The 18,528-nt window shown below is 41.1% G+C and carries 19 protein-coding genes; 14 read left to right on the top strand and 5 right to left on the bottom strand.

What is annotated here, in order from left to right:
* Positions 1 to 128: 128 nt before the first annotated feature.
* From ubiH to FTV04_RS09325, 3 genes are all read left to right on the top strand, one after another.
* Entirely contained in the window at positions 129 to 1,337 is a 1,209-nt protein-coding gene (ubiH, locus tag FTV04_RS09335) for a 2-octaprenyl-6-methoxyphenyl hydroxylase (protein WP_180089313.1), read from the top strand.
* Positions 1,334 to 2,578: an FAD-dependent monooxygenase gene (locus FTV04_RS09330; RefSeq protein WP_180089312.1), complete on the top strand. Its 1,245-nt coding sequence runs from the start codon at positions 1,334 to 1,336 to the stop codon at positions 2,576 to 2,578. The genes ubiH and FTV04_RS09330 overlap by 4 nt, the downstream gene beginning before the upstream one ends.
* Before the next feature lie 174 nt (positions 2,579 to 2,752).
* Entirely contained in the window at positions 2,753 to 3,001 is a 249-nt protein-coding gene (locus FTV04_RS09325) for a hypothetical protein (protein ID WP_078189169.1), read from the top strand.
* A gap of 113 nt (positions 3,002 to 3,114) precedes the next feature.
* On the opposite strand, the gene FTV04_RS09320 is transcribed toward FTV04_RS09325, so the two are convergent.
* Both FTV04_RS09320 and rsmI read right to left on the bottom strand, forming a co-directional pair.
* Positions 3,115 to 3,537, bottom strand: a complete 423-nt coding sequence (locus FTV04_RS09320; RefSeq protein WP_180089311.1) for a hypothetical protein — start codon at positions 3,535 to 3,537, stop codon at positions 3,115 to 3,117.
* Between the two features lie 104 nt (positions 3,538 to 3,641).
* Complete coding sequence (gene rsmI / locus FTV04_RS09315; protein ID WP_180089310.1) at positions 3,642 to 4,484, bottom strand: 16S rRNA (cytidine(1402)-2'-O)-methyltransferase; 843 nt, start codon at positions 4,482 to 4,484, stop codon at positions 3,642 to 3,644.
* A 10-nt stretch (positions 4,485 to 4,494) separates the two neighbouring features.
* On the opposite strand from rsmI, the gene FTV04_RS09310 reads away from it, so the two are divergent.
* From FTV04_RS09310 to FTV04_RS09295, 4 genes are read left to right on the top strand one after another with little or no spacing between them, the layout of a single operon-like run.
* A complete protein-coding gene (locus tag FTV04_RS09310; RefSeq protein ID WP_180089309.1) occupies positions 4,495 to 5,439 on the top strand; it encodes a penicillin-binding protein activator in 945 nt (314 codons plus the stop codon).
* 46 nt (positions 5,440 to 5,485) lie between these two features.
* A complete protein-coding gene (locus FTV04_RS09305; RefSeq protein ID WP_180063273.1) occupies positions 5,486 to 5,893 on the top strand; it encodes a YraN family protein in 408 nt (135 codons plus the stop codon).
* Positions 5,894 to 5,953: 60 nt separating this feature from the next.
* A complete protein-coding gene (locus tag FTV04_RS09300; protein WP_180004165.1) occupies positions 5,954 to 6,652 on the top strand; it encodes a BON domain-containing protein in 699 nt (232 codons plus the stop codon).
* Between the two features lie 25 nt (positions 6,653 to 6,677).
* Positions 6,678 to 7,550, top strand: a complete 873-nt coding sequence (locus FTV04_RS09295) for an alpha/beta hydrolase (protein WP_180008944.1) — start codon at positions 6,678 to 6,680, stop codon at positions 7,548 to 7,550.
* 286 nt (positions 7,551 to 7,836) lie between these two features.
* On the opposite strand, the gene FTV04_RS09290 is transcribed toward FTV04_RS09295, so the two are convergent.
* Positions 7,837 to 8,769 (bottom strand): hypothetical protein, encoded by a 933-nt coding sequence (locus FTV04_RS09290; RefSeq protein WP_180009976.1) that lies wholly within the window; start codon positions 8,767 to 8,769, stop codon positions 7,837 to 7,839.
* A 266-nt stretch (positions 8,770 to 9,035) separates the two neighbouring features.
* Here FTV04_RS09290 and FTV04_RS09285 point away from each other — a divergent pair, with 266 nt between their 5' ends.
* Positions 9,036 to 9,524 carry a YaiI/YqxD family protein gene (locus tag FTV04_RS09285; protein WP_372491130.1) on the top strand — a complete coding sequence of 163 codons (489 nt, stop codon included), beginning with the start codon at positions 9,036 to 9,038 and terminating at the stop codon, positions 9,522 to 9,524.
* 5 nt (positions 9,525 to 9,529) lie between these two features.
* The gene (locus tag FTV04_RS09280; protein WP_168378072.1) at positions 9,530 to 10,435 is read left to right on the top strand and encodes a DMT family transporter; all 906 of its coding nucleotides are present in this window, start codon (positions 9,530 to 9,532) and stop codon (positions 10,433 to 10,435) included.
* Between the two features lie 7 nt (positions 10,436 to 10,442).
* Here FTV04_RS09280 and FTV04_RS09275 read toward each other — a convergent pair whose 3' ends face one another.
* Positions 10,443 to 11,012: a PilZ domain-containing protein gene (locus FTV04_RS09275; protein WP_078192054.1), complete on the bottom strand. Its 570-nt coding sequence runs from the start codon at positions 11,010 to 11,012 to the stop codon at positions 10,443 to 10,445.
* A gap of 26 nt (positions 11,013 to 11,038) precedes the next feature.
* Between FTV04_RS09275 and FTV04_RS09270 the strand changes: the two genes are divergently transcribed.
* The 3 genes from FTV04_RS09270 (at position 11,039) to FTV04_RS09260 (ending at position 15,516) form a co-directional block, all read left to right on the top strand.
* Positions 11,039 to 12,274: a lipoprotein-releasing ABC transporter permease subunit gene (locus FTV04_RS09270; RefSeq protein ID WP_078190389.1), complete on the top strand. Its 1,236-nt coding sequence runs from the start codon at positions 11,039 to 11,041 to the stop codon at positions 12,272 to 12,274.
* Positions 12,267 to 12,950 (top strand): lipoprotein-releasing ABC transporter ATP-binding protein LolD, encoded by a 684-nt coding sequence (gene lolD / locus FTV04_RS09265; protein ID WP_168378071.1) that lies wholly within the window; start codon positions 12,267 to 12,269, stop codon positions 12,948 to 12,950. Before FTV04_RS09270 ends, lolD begins: the two co-directional genes overlap by 8 nt.
* A gap of 106 nt (positions 12,951 to 13,056) precedes the next feature.
* On the top strand, positions 13,057 to 15,516 hold the full coding sequence (locus FTV04_RS09260; protein ID WP_180089308.1) for a DNA internalization-related competence protein ComEC/Rec2: 2,460 nt from the start codon (positions 13,057 to 13,059) through the stop codon (positions 15,514 to 15,516).
* A 32-nt stretch (positions 15,517 to 15,548) separates the two neighbouring features.
* On the opposite strand, the gene FTV04_RS09255 is transcribed toward FTV04_RS09260, so the two are convergent.
* Positions 15,549 to 16,517, bottom strand: coding sequence for a lysophospholipid acyltransferase family protein (locus tag FTV04_RS09255; RefSeq protein WP_180089307.1), 969 nt, complete (start codon positions 16,515 to 16,517; stop codon positions 15,549 to 15,551).
* Positions 16,518 to 16,644: 127 nt separating this feature from the next.
* On the opposite strand from FTV04_RS09255, the gene sppA reads away from it, so the two are divergent.
* Both sppA and FTV04_RS09245 read left to right on the top strand, forming a co-directional pair.
* Entirely contained in the window at positions 16,645 to 17,670 is a 1,026-nt protein-coding gene (gene sppA / locus FTV04_RS09250) for a signal peptide peptidase SppA (RefSeq protein WP_180089306.1), read from the top strand.
* The gene (locus FTV04_RS09245; protein ID WP_180089305.1) at positions 17,667 to 18,476 is read left to right on the top strand and encodes an alpha/beta fold hydrolase; all 810 of its coding nucleotides are present in this window, start codon (positions 17,667 to 17,669) and stop codon (positions 18,474 to 18,476) included. Before sppA ends, FTV04_RS09245 begins: the two co-directional genes overlap by 4 nt.
* Positions 18,477 to 18,528: the final 52 nt, after the last annotated feature.

The raw sequence follows: 18,528 nt of genomic DNA, 5'->3' as shown, positions 1-18,528 counted from the left end.
TACCCGCAACAAATTTGTATTTCATTATAAAAAATCATGCCCTTGATGTAAGATAAAATCCATTACAGATTATATGTATTTCGAGTGAATTTCCTAAATTCGAATACTTGATAAAAAAGGAAGTAAGCATGCAGCAAGAAGTCATCATTGTCGGTGGTGGTATGGTCGGTTTAAGTCTGGCACTCATGTTGGCCAAAGCCAAAATTGGCGTAAAACTTTTAGAAGCCATTAAATACCCAAATTATGATGATGCAAACCTTGCGCCTTATCACTCTAGTTTTGATGCGCGAAACAGCGCCTTGTCACGCCGTACGGTGCAGATTTATCAAGAACTTGGTCTGTGGGATGCTTTGCAAGAACATGCCACGCCTATTTTAGAGGTGAATATTACAGAGCAAGGCAGTTTTGGTAAGGCACGACTAAAAGCAGAACAAGAAAAAGTCGAAAGCTTTGGACAAGTCATTGAAAATGCATGGCTCGGTCGTGTGTTGCTCACAGAAGTCAAAAAACAACCATTAATCGAATTAATTGATGGCGTACAAGTGACTTCACTGACGCAAGATGCAGACTTTGCATATATAGAAGCACAGCGTGCTGAAGAACAGCTCAAACTACAATCTAAAATCGTGATTGCCGCAGATGGCCGTGATTCATTCTGCCGCAAAGCCTTAGGCGTTGGCGCATCAGAACATGACTATGACCAAGTGGCGATTGTTACTACGGTGCAAACCTCTAAACCGCATGCTCATGTCGGTTTCGAGCGTTTTAGTCCGCTTGGTCCGCTAGCGCTGCTGCCACTTCCAGGTGAATACCGTCGCTCAGTGGTTTGGCCTGTTCCTAAAGGAACTGAAGGCGAGTGGATGGGGGATGAAAATGATCAGCACTTCTTAGATGCTTTACAAGAAACCTATGGCGACCGTGCAGGTAAATTCCAAAAAACGGGTAAACGTTTCAGCTTCCCATTGTCGCAAGTACTTGCAGAGAAACAAGCTGTAGGTCGTGTAGTGCTCATGGGAAATGCTGCCCATACTATTCACCCAGTGGCGGGTCAGGGCTTTAACTTATGTATGCGCGATGCCTATGTACTACGCCGTTATTTAAAAGAGCAAGTTGAAAAAAATGCAGATCTGGGTGATGCAGCTATGTTGCTTGATTATGAAAAATCGCGCCTGACCGATCAGCAGCGGGTGATTAAATTCTGTGATTCAGTTGTACGTGGTTTCAGCAACCAGAACCCAATTTTAAAATTGATCCGCAATACTGGGTTAGTTGCCTTTGACACCATTCCGGGGATCAAGCCTTTGGTCGCGAATTATGCAATGGGGCTAAAAGCATGAGTTTAAATCAAACAAATGTACTGGATGCAGTGATTGTAGGCGGTGGCTTGGTCGGTGGCTTAACGGCATTGCTGTTGGCGCAGGGCGGTGTGCAGGCTACGGTATTGGATGCGGCACCTATTTTGGATGCAGAAAAAACCAAAAGTGTTGCGAATCCTCGAGTTTTGGCGCTCAGTCAAGCCACCATTCATTTACTCAAGACTGTGGGCGTTTGGGAAAAACTTGCACGTCAGCAGCCTTATACAGGCATGCAGGTGTGGAATAAAAATGGCTATGGAGAAATCAATTTTGGTCATGTGGCAGAGCAAACACCATCAGTTGAGCAAGCTTTAGGTTCAATGGTTGAACCAAGTGTATTGAATTTAGCCATTCAAGAAAAAATGCTAGAACAGCTTGAAGACTACCGAACCCAAGTTAAGGTCAGTCGAGTTGAGCGTGGCGTTGGTGTGTGGATCATTCACCTCGCAGATGGTACCCAGCTCAAAACAAAACTGGTGATTGGTGCAGATGGTGCAAACTCATTTGTCCGTGAGCAAGCTTTCATCGATCTAGATGTGCTGGACTATAAACAAGCCGGTGTAAGCTGTGCAATTAAAACCGCCCAAACGCATCAGCATGTAGCGCGTCAAATTTTCTTAGAAACAGGACCTTTGGCATTTTTGCCGATGGCGAGTCTGAAAAAAGAAGAAAGCGGTTATTGGCAATCGATTGTGTGGACCTTACCAGATGATTATGCCGATGAATATGTGGCTTTATCCGATATTGAATTTACTGCGTTGCTCACTCGAGAAAGTCATCACATGCTCGGTGAAGTCTTAGAAGCAACACCACGTGCCAAATTTCCATTGAAAGCGCGAGCAGCACAGCAATACGTTCATGATGGTCTGGCGTTGATTGGTGATGCGGCTCATGTGATTCATCCACTTGCAGGACAAGGCGTGAATATTGGCTGTTTAGATGCAGCAGTGCTTTGCGATGTGCTTTTGACCGATAAAAAACGTGGTGTGTGGGCACATGAACAAAGTTTGAAGCGCTATGAGCACCGCCGTAAAGGGCAAAACGATGCCATGATGCATAGTATGTCCGCGATTGGTTGGTTAGAAACCACCACTTTTTCACCTGTGGTGTGGGCGCGAAACTTTGGTTTAAAACAAGTGGAAAATCAGACTGTTCTAAAAGATGCATTTATGGCTCAAGCCAATGGTCTGAGTATTTTAAAAGATACAATCTACGCAGCTTAGGTCAAAGTCAGATATTTTTTAGACAGTCGTATAAACAAGGTTACGATTTTGATTAAAAAAGATACGATTTTTTGATTGTGGGTACTAGTCGAAATGCTCAGAGATTGCTAAATTTCTGTTAATTTAAAACCAGCCATTCGCTGGCAAACAGAAGTCATTCGCGGGGAGAACACAATGACTGATATGAACGATTATGATGATCCAGAAGATTCAGTAGTTGATGAAGATGAAGCACAAGCAGCTGAAAAAGGTGCAGGTGACGCAGCTGATTCTGCCTCTGATGGTGACACCTCTGAAGCTGAAACATTAACAGTGACTGCAAAACTAAAACAACGTCAGGCGCTTGAAGATGAAGTTGCTGCGTTCTTAGCGCGTGGTGGTCGTATTACCGAAGTCCCTCCAGACGAATCGGCAAAAGATTAAAATGAAAAAACACCACGTCATGTGGTGTTTTTTTTGCTTCATTCACTTGTGCGAGGCTGAAGGTCATTCATTTTTAAACTAAGCATGTTTAGTTATGACGTTGTGTAGTTATTTTAAGCCGTCTTTGGCTTCATATATTTACGACTGATCGCGTAAATAGGATAGAAAACAAAATGCAGTAAAAGCAAAAACATACAATTAATAATAAATGCAGCAATATACGGCGGTGCATGCATGGCCGCCACAGCAGCGACAAAAGATTGAAAAAGTAATACCGCACTCAAAACGACATAAGCCCAATAGCGATGCCTATCCCAAAATTGGCTCAGTTTGAGTAAATTACCGACTACAAAATAGAGGGAACAATATCCACAGACCATCGCAATCGCGCTATGATCGGCCGTCATTTGCTCGCCACTAATATAGTGCGGATAGGGTTGAATGCCAGTATAAATAATATGTGCAAGGGTCGTGAGCCAAACCAGATTAAAGAGAATGAACACCAGCGGTTTTTTGACAGACAGATTTATGGACATGTTATAAGCAACTTTTTTCATTCTATTTAAATTATTGTATGGGATAGCTTATGGAACCCGTAGGTCCCATAAGCGGTTCAAATTAAAAATAAAAAAAATTAAGCTTAATCGTTCGCTTGGGTTAATTCTAAAGCATGTTGATAGGCCACTTTCTTTTTAATCCCAGTTAAATCTGCAGCCAACTGAGAGGCAGCTTTAACGGACAAATCTTGAAGTAAACGGGTCAGCAATTTGTCTAACTTTTCTTGCTCTAGGTCTTTTTCTTCGGTCGCACCACCAATTACCAATACGATTTCGCCTTTTTGCTGATTGTGATCAGATTCGACAAAATGAACTAACTCACCCAAAGACATTTTTTTAATGGTTTCAAATGTTTTGGTAATTTCACGTGCAAAGCCCACGGGACGATCGGCACCAAAGACATTCGACATATCTTTTAGGCAATCCACAATACGGTGCGGCGCTTCATAGATAATCATGGTTTGAGTTTCGTCTTTCAGTTTTTCCAGTGCTAAAAGACGTTGTGACTGTTTAGACGGTAAAAATCCTTCGAAACTAAAACGGTCACTGGGCAGACCGACAGCACTGAGAGCTGCAATGGCAGCACAGGCACCCGGTACAGGAATGACACGAATATTTTTTTCTTGTGCAGCACGAACCAGTTTAAAGCCAGGGTCACTGATTAATGGCGTGCCTGCATCACTGATCAGCGCCATATTTTCACCCTTTTCGAGGCGTTCAATGAGCTGGTCGATTTTGTTGCTTTCGTTATGGTCGTGGCAGGCGGTTAAAGGTGTATTGATACTAAAATGTTTAAGTAATTGTGCAGAAGTTCGTGTATCCTCGGCGGCAATAATTTTAACCGACTTCAATACCTCAATTGCACGATAACTAATATCATCTAAGTGCCCGATTGGAGTTGCAACAACAAATAACTGAGCACTCATAGGTTTCTCCATGTTGGATAATAAGAACAAAATTTTGGGTCTTTGCCTTTTAAGCAGTCTGTTTACTGCTGCACAGGCAGACGTCTTGGTCATTCTACCTGAATCTGGCCCTATGGCGCGAGCCGCATCCAGTATTAAGCAAGGTTTCAATAGCGCATATCAATCGTCAGACTACAAAGTGCCCATTAAGTTTGTAGATTCAAATCAAAAGCAAATTGCAGCGATATTGAAGCAACAGGTAAATAAAAAAACTCAATTGGTGATTGGCCCTTTAGCACGCCAAGATGTTGAAGCACTTGTAAAAGCAAAGCCTAAAGTCCGCGTGTTGGCTTTAAATGAAACGACAAGCCAAATTCCCAATGTCTGGCAGTACAGTTTATCGAAACGTGATGATGCCTTAGCACTCCAAAAAGTCTTCGAAAAAGACAAATTGGCGCACGTGTTAGTGTTACGTCAGCCTGCAACAGAGGCAGAACATGAATTATTGCTCATGTCCTTAATCAGTCAAAGTTCAGTGCCTATACAAGTGATTGAACAGTTCCCAACGAAGCTAGACAAAAATCAAGGGATACTGTTGCTGGGCAATAATGAATGGTTAAACAGTCAAAAAAAACTACCTAAAACAAAACTATATAGCGTCGCCAATGCGATTGAAGCCACTAAGCCCATTCCTGTAGGGCTGAAATTTTGTGATGCACCTGCCTTGCATGACGCACGTTGGCCAGACCTGATCCGAGCTTATGAGGAAAATCCAGTAGATATGTCATATCAACGTCTTTTAGCTTTTGGTGGGGACACATGGCATATCGCAAAACAATATTTGCAAGAACCGAAATTAAAAAGCATTGAGTTTCAGGGGCGAACAGGGCTAATCAGAATTAGTCAAAATAATATTCAGCGTGTTCCTCACTGCTATGAGCGAAGTAAAAAAGGCATCGTGGCGATCTCACTTTAGGGATGAAACGATGCAGCTAAACTTAGAGCAGATGAATTTGGGACAGATGAATCTGGGGCAGTGGGCAGAACGGCAAGCGCTGCGTTTGGTTGAGCAGCAAGGCTATGTACAGGTGCAACAGAATTATCATAGTCGTTATGGTGAAATTGATTTGATCGTTGCACGTGGTCAAGAATTGGTGTTTATCGAAGTTAAAGCCCGTTCAAATACCCGCTATGCCCAAGCCATCGAAAGTATTTCCATTCACAAACAACGTAAGATGATGAAGACTGCGTTGCTTTTTTTAAATGAACAGTCACATTTTCAAAATTATTATTGTCGCTTTGATGCAATTTGTTTTGATTTTTATCAACACTTTGCAAAAACACTACAGCAAGATTTTTCTAAATACCCGTATCATCAGCAATGGATTGAAAATGCTTTTACTTTTGATCAAGAGTTGATTAATCTTTGATAAAACAAACTGTGTAAACGCATAGAAAAATACGTGTGGAAATTTGAGGAGTCGTGCTGAGTGGTTAAGCGTATTGCAATAACGATGCTTTGTGTCGCAAGTTTATCTGGCTGTGCGAGTTTTATTTCGAATGGAACAGGATCAGCACCTGTAGGAACTGAAAGCGGCGCACGCTCATTGGGACAAGTTTTTATTGACTCTTCCATTGTTCGAACAGCAAAAATTAACTTATATAAATTAGATACTCGTTTTAAACAGTCACGTGTCAATATTGAAAGTTTTCATGGCAATGTCTTATTGACTGGGCAAGTGCCAGATAATCATTTAAAAGAATTGGCAGAAGAAAATGTCCGTTCAATGAGTGATGTCAAAACTGTACATAACTATATTACAGTGGGTAATCAGATCAGCTATAGCACCATCATGCAAGATACTGCGGTCACTGCGAATACCCGTGGTTTGATTATGAAAGCGCCTGTGGTATCTGACAGCAAAGTACACATTCATACTGAAGATGCTGTTCTTTATGTGATGGGCCGTTTAAACAGTGCGGAAATCACAGACTTAAATCAAATCTTGCAACAAGTGGGTAATGTAACGCGAATTATCACTTTAATCGATAATATTGATCAGAACCCAAATCCACAGGCACGTTCAATTAACTCAAGTTACACCACACCTGCTGTAGGTAATGTGCAACCTGAAGTACAAACGCCTGTAGCGATAGATCCGGATGCTGTCGATCCAAATGCTCAATAAAATGTCGGAAATGATGCTGTAAAATATGAATCAATGGTCTCTGCGGCTTCAGCAAAAAATGGATTTGGCTAAATCTTTATATCGAAATTTTCGGTTATATGATTTTGGCAGTTATGCATTAAATCGACTGACACCCAAACAAGGATATCATGTTCAAAACAATATCCCTTATGGTCTAAAAGCGCGCCATCGCCTAGATTTGTATCGCACGTCAGCACCTCGTCAGCAACGTCCACTCATCGTGTTTGTACATGGTGGAGCGTGGATGCATGGTGACAAAAAGGACTATGGATTCATTGGTGAAGCTTTTGCCAAAGAAGGCTTCGATGTTGCTGTCATTAATTACCATCTCGCACCTGAATATATTTTTCCGGCTTCAATTGATGATCTTAGCCTTGCATTAAACTATTTGACGCAGTCTCAGCATAAGTTGCAGATTGAAGTGGAAAATGTGGTGTTAATGGGACATTCGGCAGGGGCATTTAATGTCATGTCTGCACTGTATCATCCGACGCCTTATCAGCTACAAGTGAAAGAGAATATTCGTGCAATTGTGGGATTGGCAGGGCCATATCATTTTGATTATAAAGGTGATCCGATTTGTGCAGATGCCTTTGATCAAAATGTACCGTATCAACAAGTGATGCCGTATTATTTTGTTGAGCACAATCAAGTGAAGCATTATCTATTTACTGCGGATAAAGACAATATCGTTGGCTATAGCAATAGTGAAGATTTAGATCGTCGATTAAAAGCCTCAGGCAACCACAGTCAGTTGATTCAAATCCCACGTGTTGGGCACATCACGATGATTGGTTCAGTTTCGAGTTTATTTAGTCGCTTCTTTAAAACCAAAGCTGAAATCATGCGTGTACTCGATGAAATTAGTCCACGCTAGTAGATAGCTTTCATAAGTCAAAAAAATGATCATTAATTCGTAGCAAGATTAATACTGAAAGCCCTTCTTCCTCTAAGATGAGGGAAATTTTTCATATAAATCCTCTCCTTCTTGCGCGTAATTATGCTCATCCTTGAAAAGGAGAGGGAATATTTTTTGTGAATTAAGTATTGATTTAAAATTGATTTATGAAAGAAGTTTAGTGTTTGACGTTAAATACTAATTTAAGTAATAAAAAAAACCACCATATTTTGGTGGTTTTTTTCTTCTTAGATTTGAATTCCAATTAGGCAGATTTCGCGTAAATATTGGCTTGTATCCACAGATTGCCACGAATATATTGCCCAACATTGAAATCTTTATGCGCCGGATTTCGTGTTGCAACACGAACAATCACCGCTTCTTGGTTTTCTTCGTGGATTAAGGTCACATCATACAGCGTATAGTCTTGCTCTTTAAATTGCATGGCGGTTTTGCCAACTATATGCCCTTGGAACCATGCTTCGTCTTCTTGGCCAAGATTTTCACCATATAGGTATGCAACCATTTTAGAAAAATCGACTGTGACTGGTGCTTTGTCATCTTCAGACTTCGGTTGCCACGCTTTAATCTGTTCGTGTAAGTCTGCAGGGGCAACACCATTATTTGCTGCCAAGATATCGTTTAAAGCACGATGATGTTTAATCGATGCAGGATCATCAACAACAAGCTGTTCATGTTCTGCGACAGCTTCGAGTTCATAGGCCCAAGCATTGAGTTGCACACTGTAGCTTGCATCTTTTTCATATTGGTCGTGATTGACGCTATATAAACTATCAAAAGCATACACACTGGTATTTGCGCCTAAGTCGAGGCAAAGCACAGCTTGCGTATTGGATTTACAGGTAATAATACGTTCAATGGTGGCTTTGGTTTTATATGGGCTATCAAAACTTGGAAATGCAGTTTTAACGGCTTTAGGTTTATTATTTTCTACCGCAATCACTTGGCACAGTTGAATCGACGCTTGTGATGGACCTTGAATCAGCCAGGTACTTTGATCCATATCAGATTCTTGTGCGCATAAGCCCATCGGCATAATGGGTGCATCCAATGCCTGACCCAGCCAAACTGGTACATCCGTTGTCGGGTTGCCGGTGAGCAAATTCCAATGTTCAACATGACTACCAAAAGTTTGATCTTCAATAGTGATAATTTCAGGGCTATTTTGTTTTTTCATATGCACAATTGATATTGGGTTGGTTTCATAATTAATAAATCGAGGGTTATTTGAAATTTTCAAGTCACCGACGTCATATTTATCATGAAATCATGCATAAAAAATGTTTTCAGTAGGATTTAAATGTAAAAGCATTGGAAAATAAGCCCAAGTTGGACTCATTTTGCAGCTTTTCGATTCTCATAATTAGAGAAATGTAGATCCATTCAGCGGATGCAGATCCCCAAAATGTCATGTAGATTTGTTACTATGAGTCATGTTTAAAAGTGAATGGAAAATCAGTGCTGCCATTTAAATTATGGGTGGATGCAGATGCGTTACCACGCATTTTACGTGATGTGATTATTCGGGCTTCTGATCGTTACCAGTTAGAAGTCACTTTTGTCGCCAATCAAAATGTTGGGATAACGCCTTCGGTGCGGATTAACTCAATTCAAGTCATGAGCGGGGCGGATGCCGCGGATAAAGAAATTATTCAGCGCATGAAAGAGCACGACATCGTGATGACACAGGATATTCCACTTGCTGCTGAAGTGATTGAGCGGGGCGGTATAGCGATACATCCACGCGGTGAGATTTATACCACAGCAAATGTCAAAGCTCGTCTACATTTACGCGACTTTATGGATACATTACGGGGCGCAGGTGTGCAAACTGGTGGTCCAGCACCGATTTCAGAACGAGATAAGCGCGAATTTTCTAGTAGCTTAGATCAAACCATTCAAAAGCAAAAACGAAAAACGGCGCAGAAGTAAAAACCATGCCATCTAAAACAAATCTAGCGACCACCTATGCGTTGTTGGTCTTTATTTGGTCGACCACGCCACTTGCCATCGTTTGGAGTGTCAGTGATATCAATGCGTTTTGGGCACTGACATTACGCTTTTTTATCGCATTACCCTTGGCTGTCGCATTATTGTTTATTTTTAAACATAAACTGCCGATGGATAAAACCTCGCTGCACAGTTATTTGGCGGGGGCGTTTAGTTTTATTGGTTCTCAGATTTTTACCTATATGGCAACGGCCTATCTCAGCTCAGGCATTATTGCCCTGATGTTTGGTTTGGCACCAATTATGACGGGTCTGATCGGTCGTTTCTTCTTTCATACCTATCTGCATCGCTTGCAATGGATTGGGATGTTGATTGCCGTCTGTGGTTTAGCCATTATTTGCTTAGGCGGCAGTGATCAGCACGTACAGCCTGTTGGTATCGTCTTAATGTTAATGAGCGTGTTCGTCTACTGTATGTCGATTTTTTGGGTGAAAAAAGTCAATGCACCTTTGCAGCCCATGTCTCAAGCCACAGGTTCGATTCTTATCTCAGCACTATTTTCTGCCGCGATGCTACCGTTTATATGGCAGTATGCACCGACACAGATGCCTTCAACTAAAGCGCTCATTGGCTTATTTTATGCAGTGATTATGGCTTCATTGATTGCCATGTTTTGTTATTTCAAACTGGTACAAAACATCAAGGCGACAACTTTGTCTTTAACAACGGTACTCACACCCATGCTTGCTATGCTCTTTGGTGCTTTACTGAATGATGAAAAATTATCATTGATGGTTTTACTTGGTGCTGTGATTCTATTATCAGGCTTGTTTGTTTATTTTTATAAAGATTTTCGGGCGAACAGAGAGCTCGCCCACAAATTAAAACATTGATTAAAAATCACTCTTTGTTTTGGGTCAGTGCGATACACTCTGCAAGTTTGACGCGGTCTTGAGGGAGCAGCGTGATAAAATAGGCACCCGTACGATATAAGTTGCTTTCTTCTTCACGGCTATAAACCACTTGTGCTGTTGCCGCAATATGGAAGAAATTTTCAGGGTGGCTTAAGGTCACATGGATATAAGTACCTTCTTTAATCGCGCGTTCGCTAAAAAAGCTCAAACCAGTCTCTGAGAAATTCACATGCTCAGGCACTGGTAACATGCTTTGTACAATTGCGTCGTATAAAGAACCCGTAATAAGGTTTAACTTTTGGTTAAATAAGGATAAGATTCGAGCAATTTGTTGATCTTTCTCAGCTAATTGTTCTAATTCGTAGTTGAGTGCATGATCAAATTGATCTAATTCAGCAAGTAGTAGAAAATAGCGCGGCAATACAAAATTAGGATCGTAAGGATCATTCAGTGCAACATCATCAGAGATAATCTGATAGTTGATGCGCAAAGCAGCATCGATACGCGACATTACACGGCGTTCAGTTTGAACGCTTTGATGCTGTAAATTTTCCATAATATATTACCTCGGACTAGATGGTTATGTTTAAACCAATCTCGCTGTATATAGGGTTGAGATACACTCGCGCTCGGCGCAGTAACCACTTTATTTCTTTTATTGCTCTGGTATCCATGATCGGCCTCACGCTTGGTGTGGCAGTCCTTATTACAGTTTTATCTGTGATGAATGGTTTCGATCGTGAGCTGAAAACTCGTGTCTTAGGAATGATACCTCAAGCCACTGTTTCTTCAACACAAATTTTAACAAATTGGCCTGAACTTGCAAAAAAAATTGAGCAGCATGAGCATGTTCAAGGGGTCGCACCATTCACCCAATTACAGGGAATGTTGACGGCACAAGGTCAAGTGTCTGGCATTATGGTCAGTGGGATTGAACCGCAGTATGAAAAAAAGGTATCAATTATCCAAGACCATATGGTGGAAGGCAGTATCGATAACCTGAAAAAAGGTGAGTTTGGTATTGTCCTTGGCAAGCAAATGACAGATGCCTTAGGTTTAGGCTTGAATGACAGTGTGACCTTAGTGCTTCCTGAAGCAACTCCTTCGCCGGCTGGGGTCGTTCCGCGTTTTAAACGATTTAAAATTGTGGGTATTTTCAGTATTGGTGCAGAGGTTGATTCGATGATGGGCTACGTGGCCCTGAACGATGCGTCGACTTTATTAAGACTGCCAGATGGTGCGCAAGGCATCCGTATGAAGTTGGATGATATTTTTGCAGCGCCACAAGTGTCTCAAGAAATTGTGCGTGATCTACCTGCAAACTTCTATGCTTCTGACTGGACTTATACACACGGCAACCTATTCAGCGCGATTCAAATGGAAAAGGCAATGGTGAGTTTATTGCTGTTCCTGATTGTATTGGTTGCAGCATTTAATATCGTGTCTTCATTGGTGATGGTGGTTACTGATAAAAAATCCGATATTGCCATTTTGCGTACTCTAGGCGCTTCACCGGCTACAATCACACGGATCTTCATGGTGCAAGGTACAGTGATTGGGGTGATTGGTACGGTGTCTGGGGCGATTTTAGGGATTATCGCTGCATCGAGTATTAGTAATTTAGTCGGTTGGTTGAATACAACATTGGGCTTAAATATGTTTGATGCTTACTTCATCAACTATTTACCGTCTTATTTAAGATGGCAAGATGTTGTGGTGATTGTATCTTTATCATTGGGTCTTAGCTTTATCGCGACTATTTATCCGGCATTACGTGCAGCTAAAGTTCAACCTGCAGAGGCTCTACGCTATGAGTAATTTAGTTTTAGATGCCCAAAACATTACCAAATCTTTTACCGATGGGAAGTCTACAGTCGATGTGATTCGTGGACTTTCATTACAAGTCAAAGCAGGTGAGTTTGTTTCGATTGTGGGGTCAAGTGGTTCTGGTAAAAGTACGTTGTTGCATGTATTGGGTGGCTTAGATCGTCCAACATCGGGTCAAGTGATGATTAATGGTCAACGCTTTGACACTTTAGGTGAAGCAGAGCGTGGTTATATCCGTAATGAGCATTTAGGTTTTGTATACCAATTCCATCACTTGCTGCCTGAATTTACCGCCTTTGAAAATGTGGCAATGCCATTGATGTTACGTAAGTCGAGTAACTTCAAAGAAGTGAAGCAGCAAGCTGAATATCTTTTGGAACGCGTTGGACTTTCCCACCGCATGACGCACAAACCGGGTGAGCTTTCAGGCGGTGAACGTCAACGTGTGGCTTTGGCTCGTGCATTGGTAGCAAGACCTAAGTTGATGATGGCTGATGAGCCAACAGGGAACTTAGACCGCAAAACCGCGGTGAGGATTTTTGAGTTGCTGTCTGAATTACGTAAAGAATTTAACATGGCAATGCTAATTGTGACCCATGATGAATATTTAGCTCAATCTGCTGATGCGATTTTGCATATGCAAGATGGTTTATGGGTAGATGACTAAGCGCTAAATTGATTTTGTAAAAAATTAGTGGATTAAGATTGTTTGATTGAAGCTCACCGCGGTGGGCTTTATTATTGCCAGCACATAATAAAAATAATGACGACTCATGTTACAAAGTTTTTGTATTGGCTGGATTTTAGGTATTTCTTTTATGGGGTTCATGTTTTGGAATCCACAACTCTCGACAGCTCAGTTGCTTTTTATTGTCCTGATTTGGCTAGTGCTACAGCTCTACATTTCACCAAAACTAAAAAGTATCTTTTCGAAAATCTTACAGCTCAGTGCAAATCTTTGCATAGGTGCAATTCTCGGCTTTAGTTTCGCCAATACTCAACTCGATCAGCGTTTGGCATTGGTTGAACATCAGAGCAGACAAGGCGAGTTTATAGCGTATATTCCACAGATCAGCCAACTCAAAGACCAAGCAATTCAGCAAAAAATTGAAGTGCTCAATGTGAATCAGCAGATTCAATATTTTATGGCGTATTTACCCAATTCAATTTTGCAAAATAATGAACAGACGATTCAGTTGGTCCCTGGACAATACTATCGTATGTATGGTGAGTTACGACCTACCCAAAGCTATGTGACAGAAGGTGCATTTGACCAAGAGCGGTGGAGCGTACAGCAAAATATACATGCCAGTTTAAAGGTGAAGTCGGTGGAATTAATACCACCTCAACATGTGATTGCGATGGGCTATGGGCAGCAGTATCAACGACATCAAGGTGTGCTACACCAGTTCAAAATAAAAGTCGAACAACAACGTTTATATTTAAGAGCGTTTATATACCAACAACCGCTACGGAATCATGGCTTGCTGTTAGCACTGCTTACTGGTGATAAAAGTTTACTCACTGAAGGCACCAGTGAATTATTTCAAAGCTTTGGCATGAGTCATTTACTAGCGATCTCTGGTCCGCATGTACTGGTTTTTGCCAGCATGCTCTGTTGGGCGATGCAGTTGGGTATCCGTAAGTATTATCCCAAAATCTATCTCAAGTGGCCGAAACAATATGTATTGGTCGTGCCCTTTATCTTCTGTGTCCTTTTATATTGTGCATTTACCGGTTTTGAAATACCAGCACTAAGAACGCTGACGATCTGCCTTGTCGCAAGTAGCATGCTTTTGTTACGGCAAACCATTCAGCCTTTTCAACTGCTGGTTTTTAGTGCCGCAATTTTATTGCTCGTGGATCCCTTTAGTATTTTATCCGCGGCATTTTGGTTGTCTTATGGCGCATGCTTTATTTTACTGCGGATATATCAAACCTTAAGGATGCATTTACTGGCTCAAGCGGAAGTCAGTTTTTGGCAAAAGTTAAAGCATTCAATGTGGTTGATGGTGGAATCACAATGGAAAATCTTTGTCGCTTTATTTCCATTGATGGTGATTTTTTTCAAGCAAGTCACGTGGATTAGCCCATTAAGTAATTTATTCGCCATCCCATGGTTAGGGGCAGTGGTGGTTCCTTTAGATATCATCGGAGGGGCACTTTCATATATTTCTACACCTTTGGCGCATTTGGTCTTTTTATTCAATGATCTGTGCTTAGAGATGTTGCATGTATTTCTCTATGGTTTAGATCGACTCTTTGCACCACAAATGCAAAATGTTGCATTGACGTCAACTCAAATCATACTGTTGATACTGGCCATAGTAATCTTATTTTTACCTGAAGGAATCTTGCCAAAATTTTGGGCAGTCATTGCCTTTTTAGCCCTGTTTATTCCATGGGAAAATCCATCAAAATTTCAGCTTTCAATTTTAGATGTGGGACAAGGGCAGGCGATTTATATCCGCTCTGCGGACCATCACATGATGGTGGACTTCGGTGGAAACTATGATGAAAGTCAATTTAGTGTCGGGCAGAATATCATCCGGCCATTTTTGAGTGTGCAAGGCGTTCATCGGCTAGATCGGGTGTTATTGACTCATTTAGATCAAGACCATAGCGGTGGCTTTTTCTCATTGGAGCAACAGCTTGATATTGGGCAGCTTTTAAGTAATGAGCGGGTACAAACCACGAACCATGCACCACAAAGCTTATGTCAGCGTGGTCAGCAGTGGAATTGGGATCAGCAAATTTATTTTGAAATACTTTCGCCAAAGCCAGAAGATCTCACAGATGCTCATTGGAATGCCAATGAGCGTTCTTGTGTTTTATATGTCACGGTCAAAGGTGTCAATGGGCCACAACATTTTCTATTGATGGGGGATGCAGGTTGGGAGACTGAATATCAAATACTACGTGATTATCCAGACCTTAAAGTCGATGTTTTGGTGCTTGGACACCATGGTAGTCGGCACAGTTCAGCTTATGCGTTTTTAAACCATTTTAAGCCCAAGTTGGCGATTGCTTCTGCGGGTAGGTTTAATCGTTATGGACATCCTGCAAAGTTGACCCAAACACGGCTCAAACAATTAGACATCCCACTCTTACAGACCGCACAGAGTGGAAGTATTCATTTCAAGCAAAATAAACAGCAAATCGAGTTGATCGAAGAGCGAACAAAGTATAAATGGCTCGATCTATATCGCAGGCTATCAAAAGAATCCGAATAGAGAAACTCGCTCAAGGGCAGGGTTTGAAGATGTTATTCAGACACTATCATTGTTTGCTGTTGTTGATATTCCTCACGAATATCACGAATGCGTTGAGCGGCTTCTTCATCACTAATATTGTATAGATTTCTCAATTTTGGATTGGCTTTAAAGCGTTTATAGCTCCAGTGATAATGCTCTGGATAACGATGAATTAAATCTTCCACTGCTTTAAAGATAACTATTGAGCCATCATCTGCATTGCCTTGATAGATATTCTCATCCATAGGTTCGATATGCATATCAAAACCATGATTATCGTTACGAATGGCATACAGTAAGAGCGCACGTGCTTTGGTTTTTTGAATTAATTTTGCACTTAAGTTGCTGGTTTTTAGTGGAATACCAAAGTATGGAATCATTTCGCCGCCGGCATTGGGGGTATGATCTGGCAAGATCACAGTCGTCCCACCTTGTTTTAATGCTTTGAAAATCTGACGTACACCTGATTCATCCGTAGGAACCAATATTGCTTGCTCACGGCTTCGAGCAGCACGGACAAAATTGTTGGCAGATTCGCTTTTTACCGGCTTGTACATGATGGTCATTTGAGTGTACTGCGCAACCCATGCATTCATGATTTCCCAAGTACCAAAATGTGGTACCACGAGTACAACGCCTTTTTGTAGGGCGAGCGCTTCATGTAAATATTCAGCGCCATGTACGTGATGAATTCGTTGAATATTTTTTTCTGTACTTGCACCCCAAATGTTAAAAAATTCAAAATAAGAACAAAGTTCGTTTCGAATCGCTTGTTTAGTGAGTTGAATGCGAGCTGACTCTGATAATTCAGGCAATGCAATTTTAAGATTGCGTTGAATCGTAGAGTAGGTTTTAGAGATTTTTAAAACATTGACTAACCCAGCCAAACCTTTTGCAATTAATCTAGAAATTTGAATAGGTTGACGGCTGATAAATTTTAACAGGTGATATGTGGTGTCCTGTGAATTTTGGTCGGTCATCTTATTTAAGTCTGAAAGAAATGAAAGAAAATTTAAAATAATTATAGGGGAAAATGAATTGATTAGACAGTTATAGCGATTAGCGTGTATATAATGACTACAAATTAACGATCAAATGGGTTTTTTTATGTCCGAATGGCCACCAAAACCTGAAGAAAAACAGCAAAGTTCTTCAAACAATATCCAGCAGCCAACTGGAAATGAATGGAAAATATTAGAAAAAGCCGTGCTTTCTTCCGTTGAAGAACAACGTAGAGCACGTAGATGGGGTATATTTTTTAAATTTTTAACCTTTGCTTATTTGTTATTTATTATCATTGCGATGGCAAAAAGTTGCAGCATGTCGTCATCTGATCCAGCAGCGACAGCGGGTTCACATATTGCTGTGGTTGATATCATTGGGACCATTGCAGCGGACAAGCAAAGTGTAAACAGCGCAAATACCATCAAAGCTTTGAAAAAAGCTTATGAAAATAAACAAAGCAAAGCGGTTGTTTTAAATATTAATTCACCGGGTGGTTCACCTGTTCAGTCTGATGAAATCTGGCAAGAAATTCAGTACTTGAAAAAAGCCCATACCGATAAAAAACTGTATGCCATTATTGGTGATACTGGTGCTTCAGGTGCGTACTATATTGCTTCTGCCGCAGATGAAATTATTGTCAATCCTTCAAGTTTAGTGGGTTCAATTGGCGTGATCATGCCGAACTATGGCGTTAGTGGTTTGATGCAAAAGTTTGGTGTAGAAGATCGCACCATGACTTCGGGTGAGAACAAAGCGATTTTATCCATGACTCAACCTGTCGATACTGCACAAAAAGCACATGTTCAAGGTGTACTCGATAACGTTCATGCGCATTTTATTAATGCCGTGAAAGAAGGTCGCGGTAAGAAATTAAAATCGAATGATCCGGCTATTTTCTCAGGTTTATTTTGGACAGGTGATCAGGCTGTGAAGCTGGGTATTGCTGACCGTACAGGTAGTTTAAATAGCCTGAAACGTGAGTTGAAAACTGAAAAAGCTGTGAACTACACCATTGAAAATAGTCCATTTGATTCTGTACTTGGTCGTATGGGAAGTTCATTTGGTCAAGGTTTGGCAAGCGCATTGTCACAACAGGTTCAATCTGAAAACAGCACGAAGTTACAATGAAACCGTTAATTCATTTTGCGCACGCCAATGGCGTGCCATCACGGGTTTATCAAAAATTGTTTGATTTACTGAGTGATGAATATGATGTGATCTATGTGCCGTTACTTGGGCCTGATAAGCGTTACCCAATCGATAACCATTGGAAAAGCTTAACACAGCAAGTCATTGACAGTATTGTACGTCAGGCCAATGGTCGTAAGGTGATTGGATTAGGTCACTCATTAGGTTCGGTTTTAACATTTCAGGCTGCTTTACAACGCCCAGAATTGTTTGAACAAGTGTTAATGATTGATCCGCCTATGATCATGGGGAAAGAGTCTTTTGCTTTGCACATCGCAAAACTCCTCAAACTTAAAGTCCTCGATAAAATGTCCCCAGCAGGATTGTCGAAGCGTCGTCGTGATCATTGGGACAGCCGTGAACAAGCAGCAGAGCTTTTAAGGCCGAAAGGTTTTTATAAAGATTTCGATCCAGACTGTTATCAAGCTTATATTGATCATGCCTTGATGGACGATAAACTGCGTGGTGGGGTGGAGTTGACGATTTCACGTGATGATGAAGTTCATATTTTTCGAACCAATCCTTCACTGTGGTGGTTACCTCATGCTCAACCGCAAGTACCTGTACAGCAGTTAATTGCAGAGCAGGGACCATTTTTAGCTCGGCACTTTCCACAAAAGGTTGAGAAAAAATTTGGGATTCCATTTAAAGTTGTTGCGGGGAGTCATATGTTCCCATTGGAACATCCTGTGGAAACTGTTGAATTGATCAAAGATTTACTTAAATTGCCTAAGCGTCATCATTAAAGCTTAAAAACGACAACACAAAAAAAAGCACTCTATAGAGTGCTTTTTTTAT

Source organism: Acinetobacter sp. YH12219, from assembly GCF_013417875.1.
In the GTDB taxonomy this organism is placed as follows: Bacteria; Pseudomonadota; Gammaproteobacteria; order Pseudomonadales; family Moraxellaceae; genus Acinetobacter; species Acinetobacter amyesii.
Note: the sequence above shows the minus strand (reverse complement) of the source record. Positions and strands in the feature narration are given on the sequence as shown.

Excerpts from the sequence above, each read along its gene's own strand:
- FTV04_RS09320 (WP_180089311.1), bottom strand. The coding sequence starts at position 3,537 with ATGTCCATAAATCTGTCTGTCAAAAAACCGCTGGTGTTCATTCTCTTT.
- rsmI (WP_180089310.1), bottom strand. The coding sequence starts at position 4,484 with ATGAGTGCTCAGTTATTTGTTGTTGCAACTCCAATCGGGCACTTAGAT.
- FTV04_RS09310 (WP_180089309.1), top strand. The coding sequence starts at position 4,495 with ATGTTGGATAATAAGAACAAAATTTTGGGTCTTTGCCTTTTAAGCAGT.
- FTV04_RS09325 (WP_078189169.1), top strand. The coding sequence starts at position 2,753 with ATGACTGATATGAACGATTATGATGATCCAGAAGATTCAGTAGTTGAT.
- sppA (WP_180089306.1), top strand. The coding sequence starts at position 16,645 with ATGTCCGAATGGCCACCAAAACCTGAAGAAAAACAGCAAAGTTCTTCA.
- lolD (WP_168378071.1), top strand. The coding sequence starts at position 12,267 with ATGAGTAATTTAGTTTTAGATGCCCAAAACATTACCAAATCTTTTACC.
- FTV04_RS09275 (WP_078192054.1), bottom strand. The coding sequence starts at position 11,012 with ATGGAAAATTTACAGCATCAAAGCGTTCAAACTGAACGCCGTGTAATG.
- FTV04_RS09255 (WP_180089307.1), bottom strand. The coding sequence starts at position 16,517 with ATGACCGACCAAAATTCACAGGACACCACATATCACCTGTTAAAATTT.
- FTV04_RS09280 (WP_168378072.1), top strand. The coding sequence starts at position 9,530 with ATGCCATCTAAAACAAATCTAGCGACCACCTATGCGTTGTTGGTCTTT.
- FTV04_RS09295 (WP_180008944.1), top strand. The coding sequence starts at position 6,678 with ATGAATCAATGGTCTCTGCGGCTTCAGCAAAAAATGGATTTGGCTAAA.
- FTV04_RS09245 (WP_180089305.1), top strand. The coding sequence starts at position 17,667 with ATGAAACCGTTAATTCATTTTGCGCACGCCAATGGCGTGCCATCACGG.
- ubiH (WP_180089313.1), top strand. The coding sequence starts at position 129 with ATGCAGCAAGAAGTCATCATTGTCGGTGGTGGTATGGTCGGTTTAAGT.
- FTV04_RS09305 (WP_180063273.1), top strand. The coding sequence starts at position 5,486 with ATGAATCTGGGGCAGTGGGCAGAACGGCAAGCGCTGCGTTTGGTTGAG.
- FTV04_RS09290 (WP_180009976.1), bottom strand. The coding sequence starts at position 8,769 with ATGAAAAAACAAAATAGCCCTGAAATTATCACTATTGAAGATCAAACT.
- FTV04_RS09330 (WP_180089312.1), top strand. The coding sequence starts at position 1,334 with ATGAGTTTAAATCAAACAAATGTACTGGATGCAGTGATTGTAGGCGGT.
- FTV04_RS09260 (WP_180089308.1), top strand. The coding sequence starts at position 13,057 with ATGTTACAAAGTTTTTGTATTGGCTGGATTTTAGGTATTTCTTTTATG.
- FTV04_RS09270 (WP_078190389.1), top strand. The coding sequence starts at position 11,039 with ATGTTTAAACCAATCTCGCTGTATATAGGGTTGAGATACACTCGCGCT.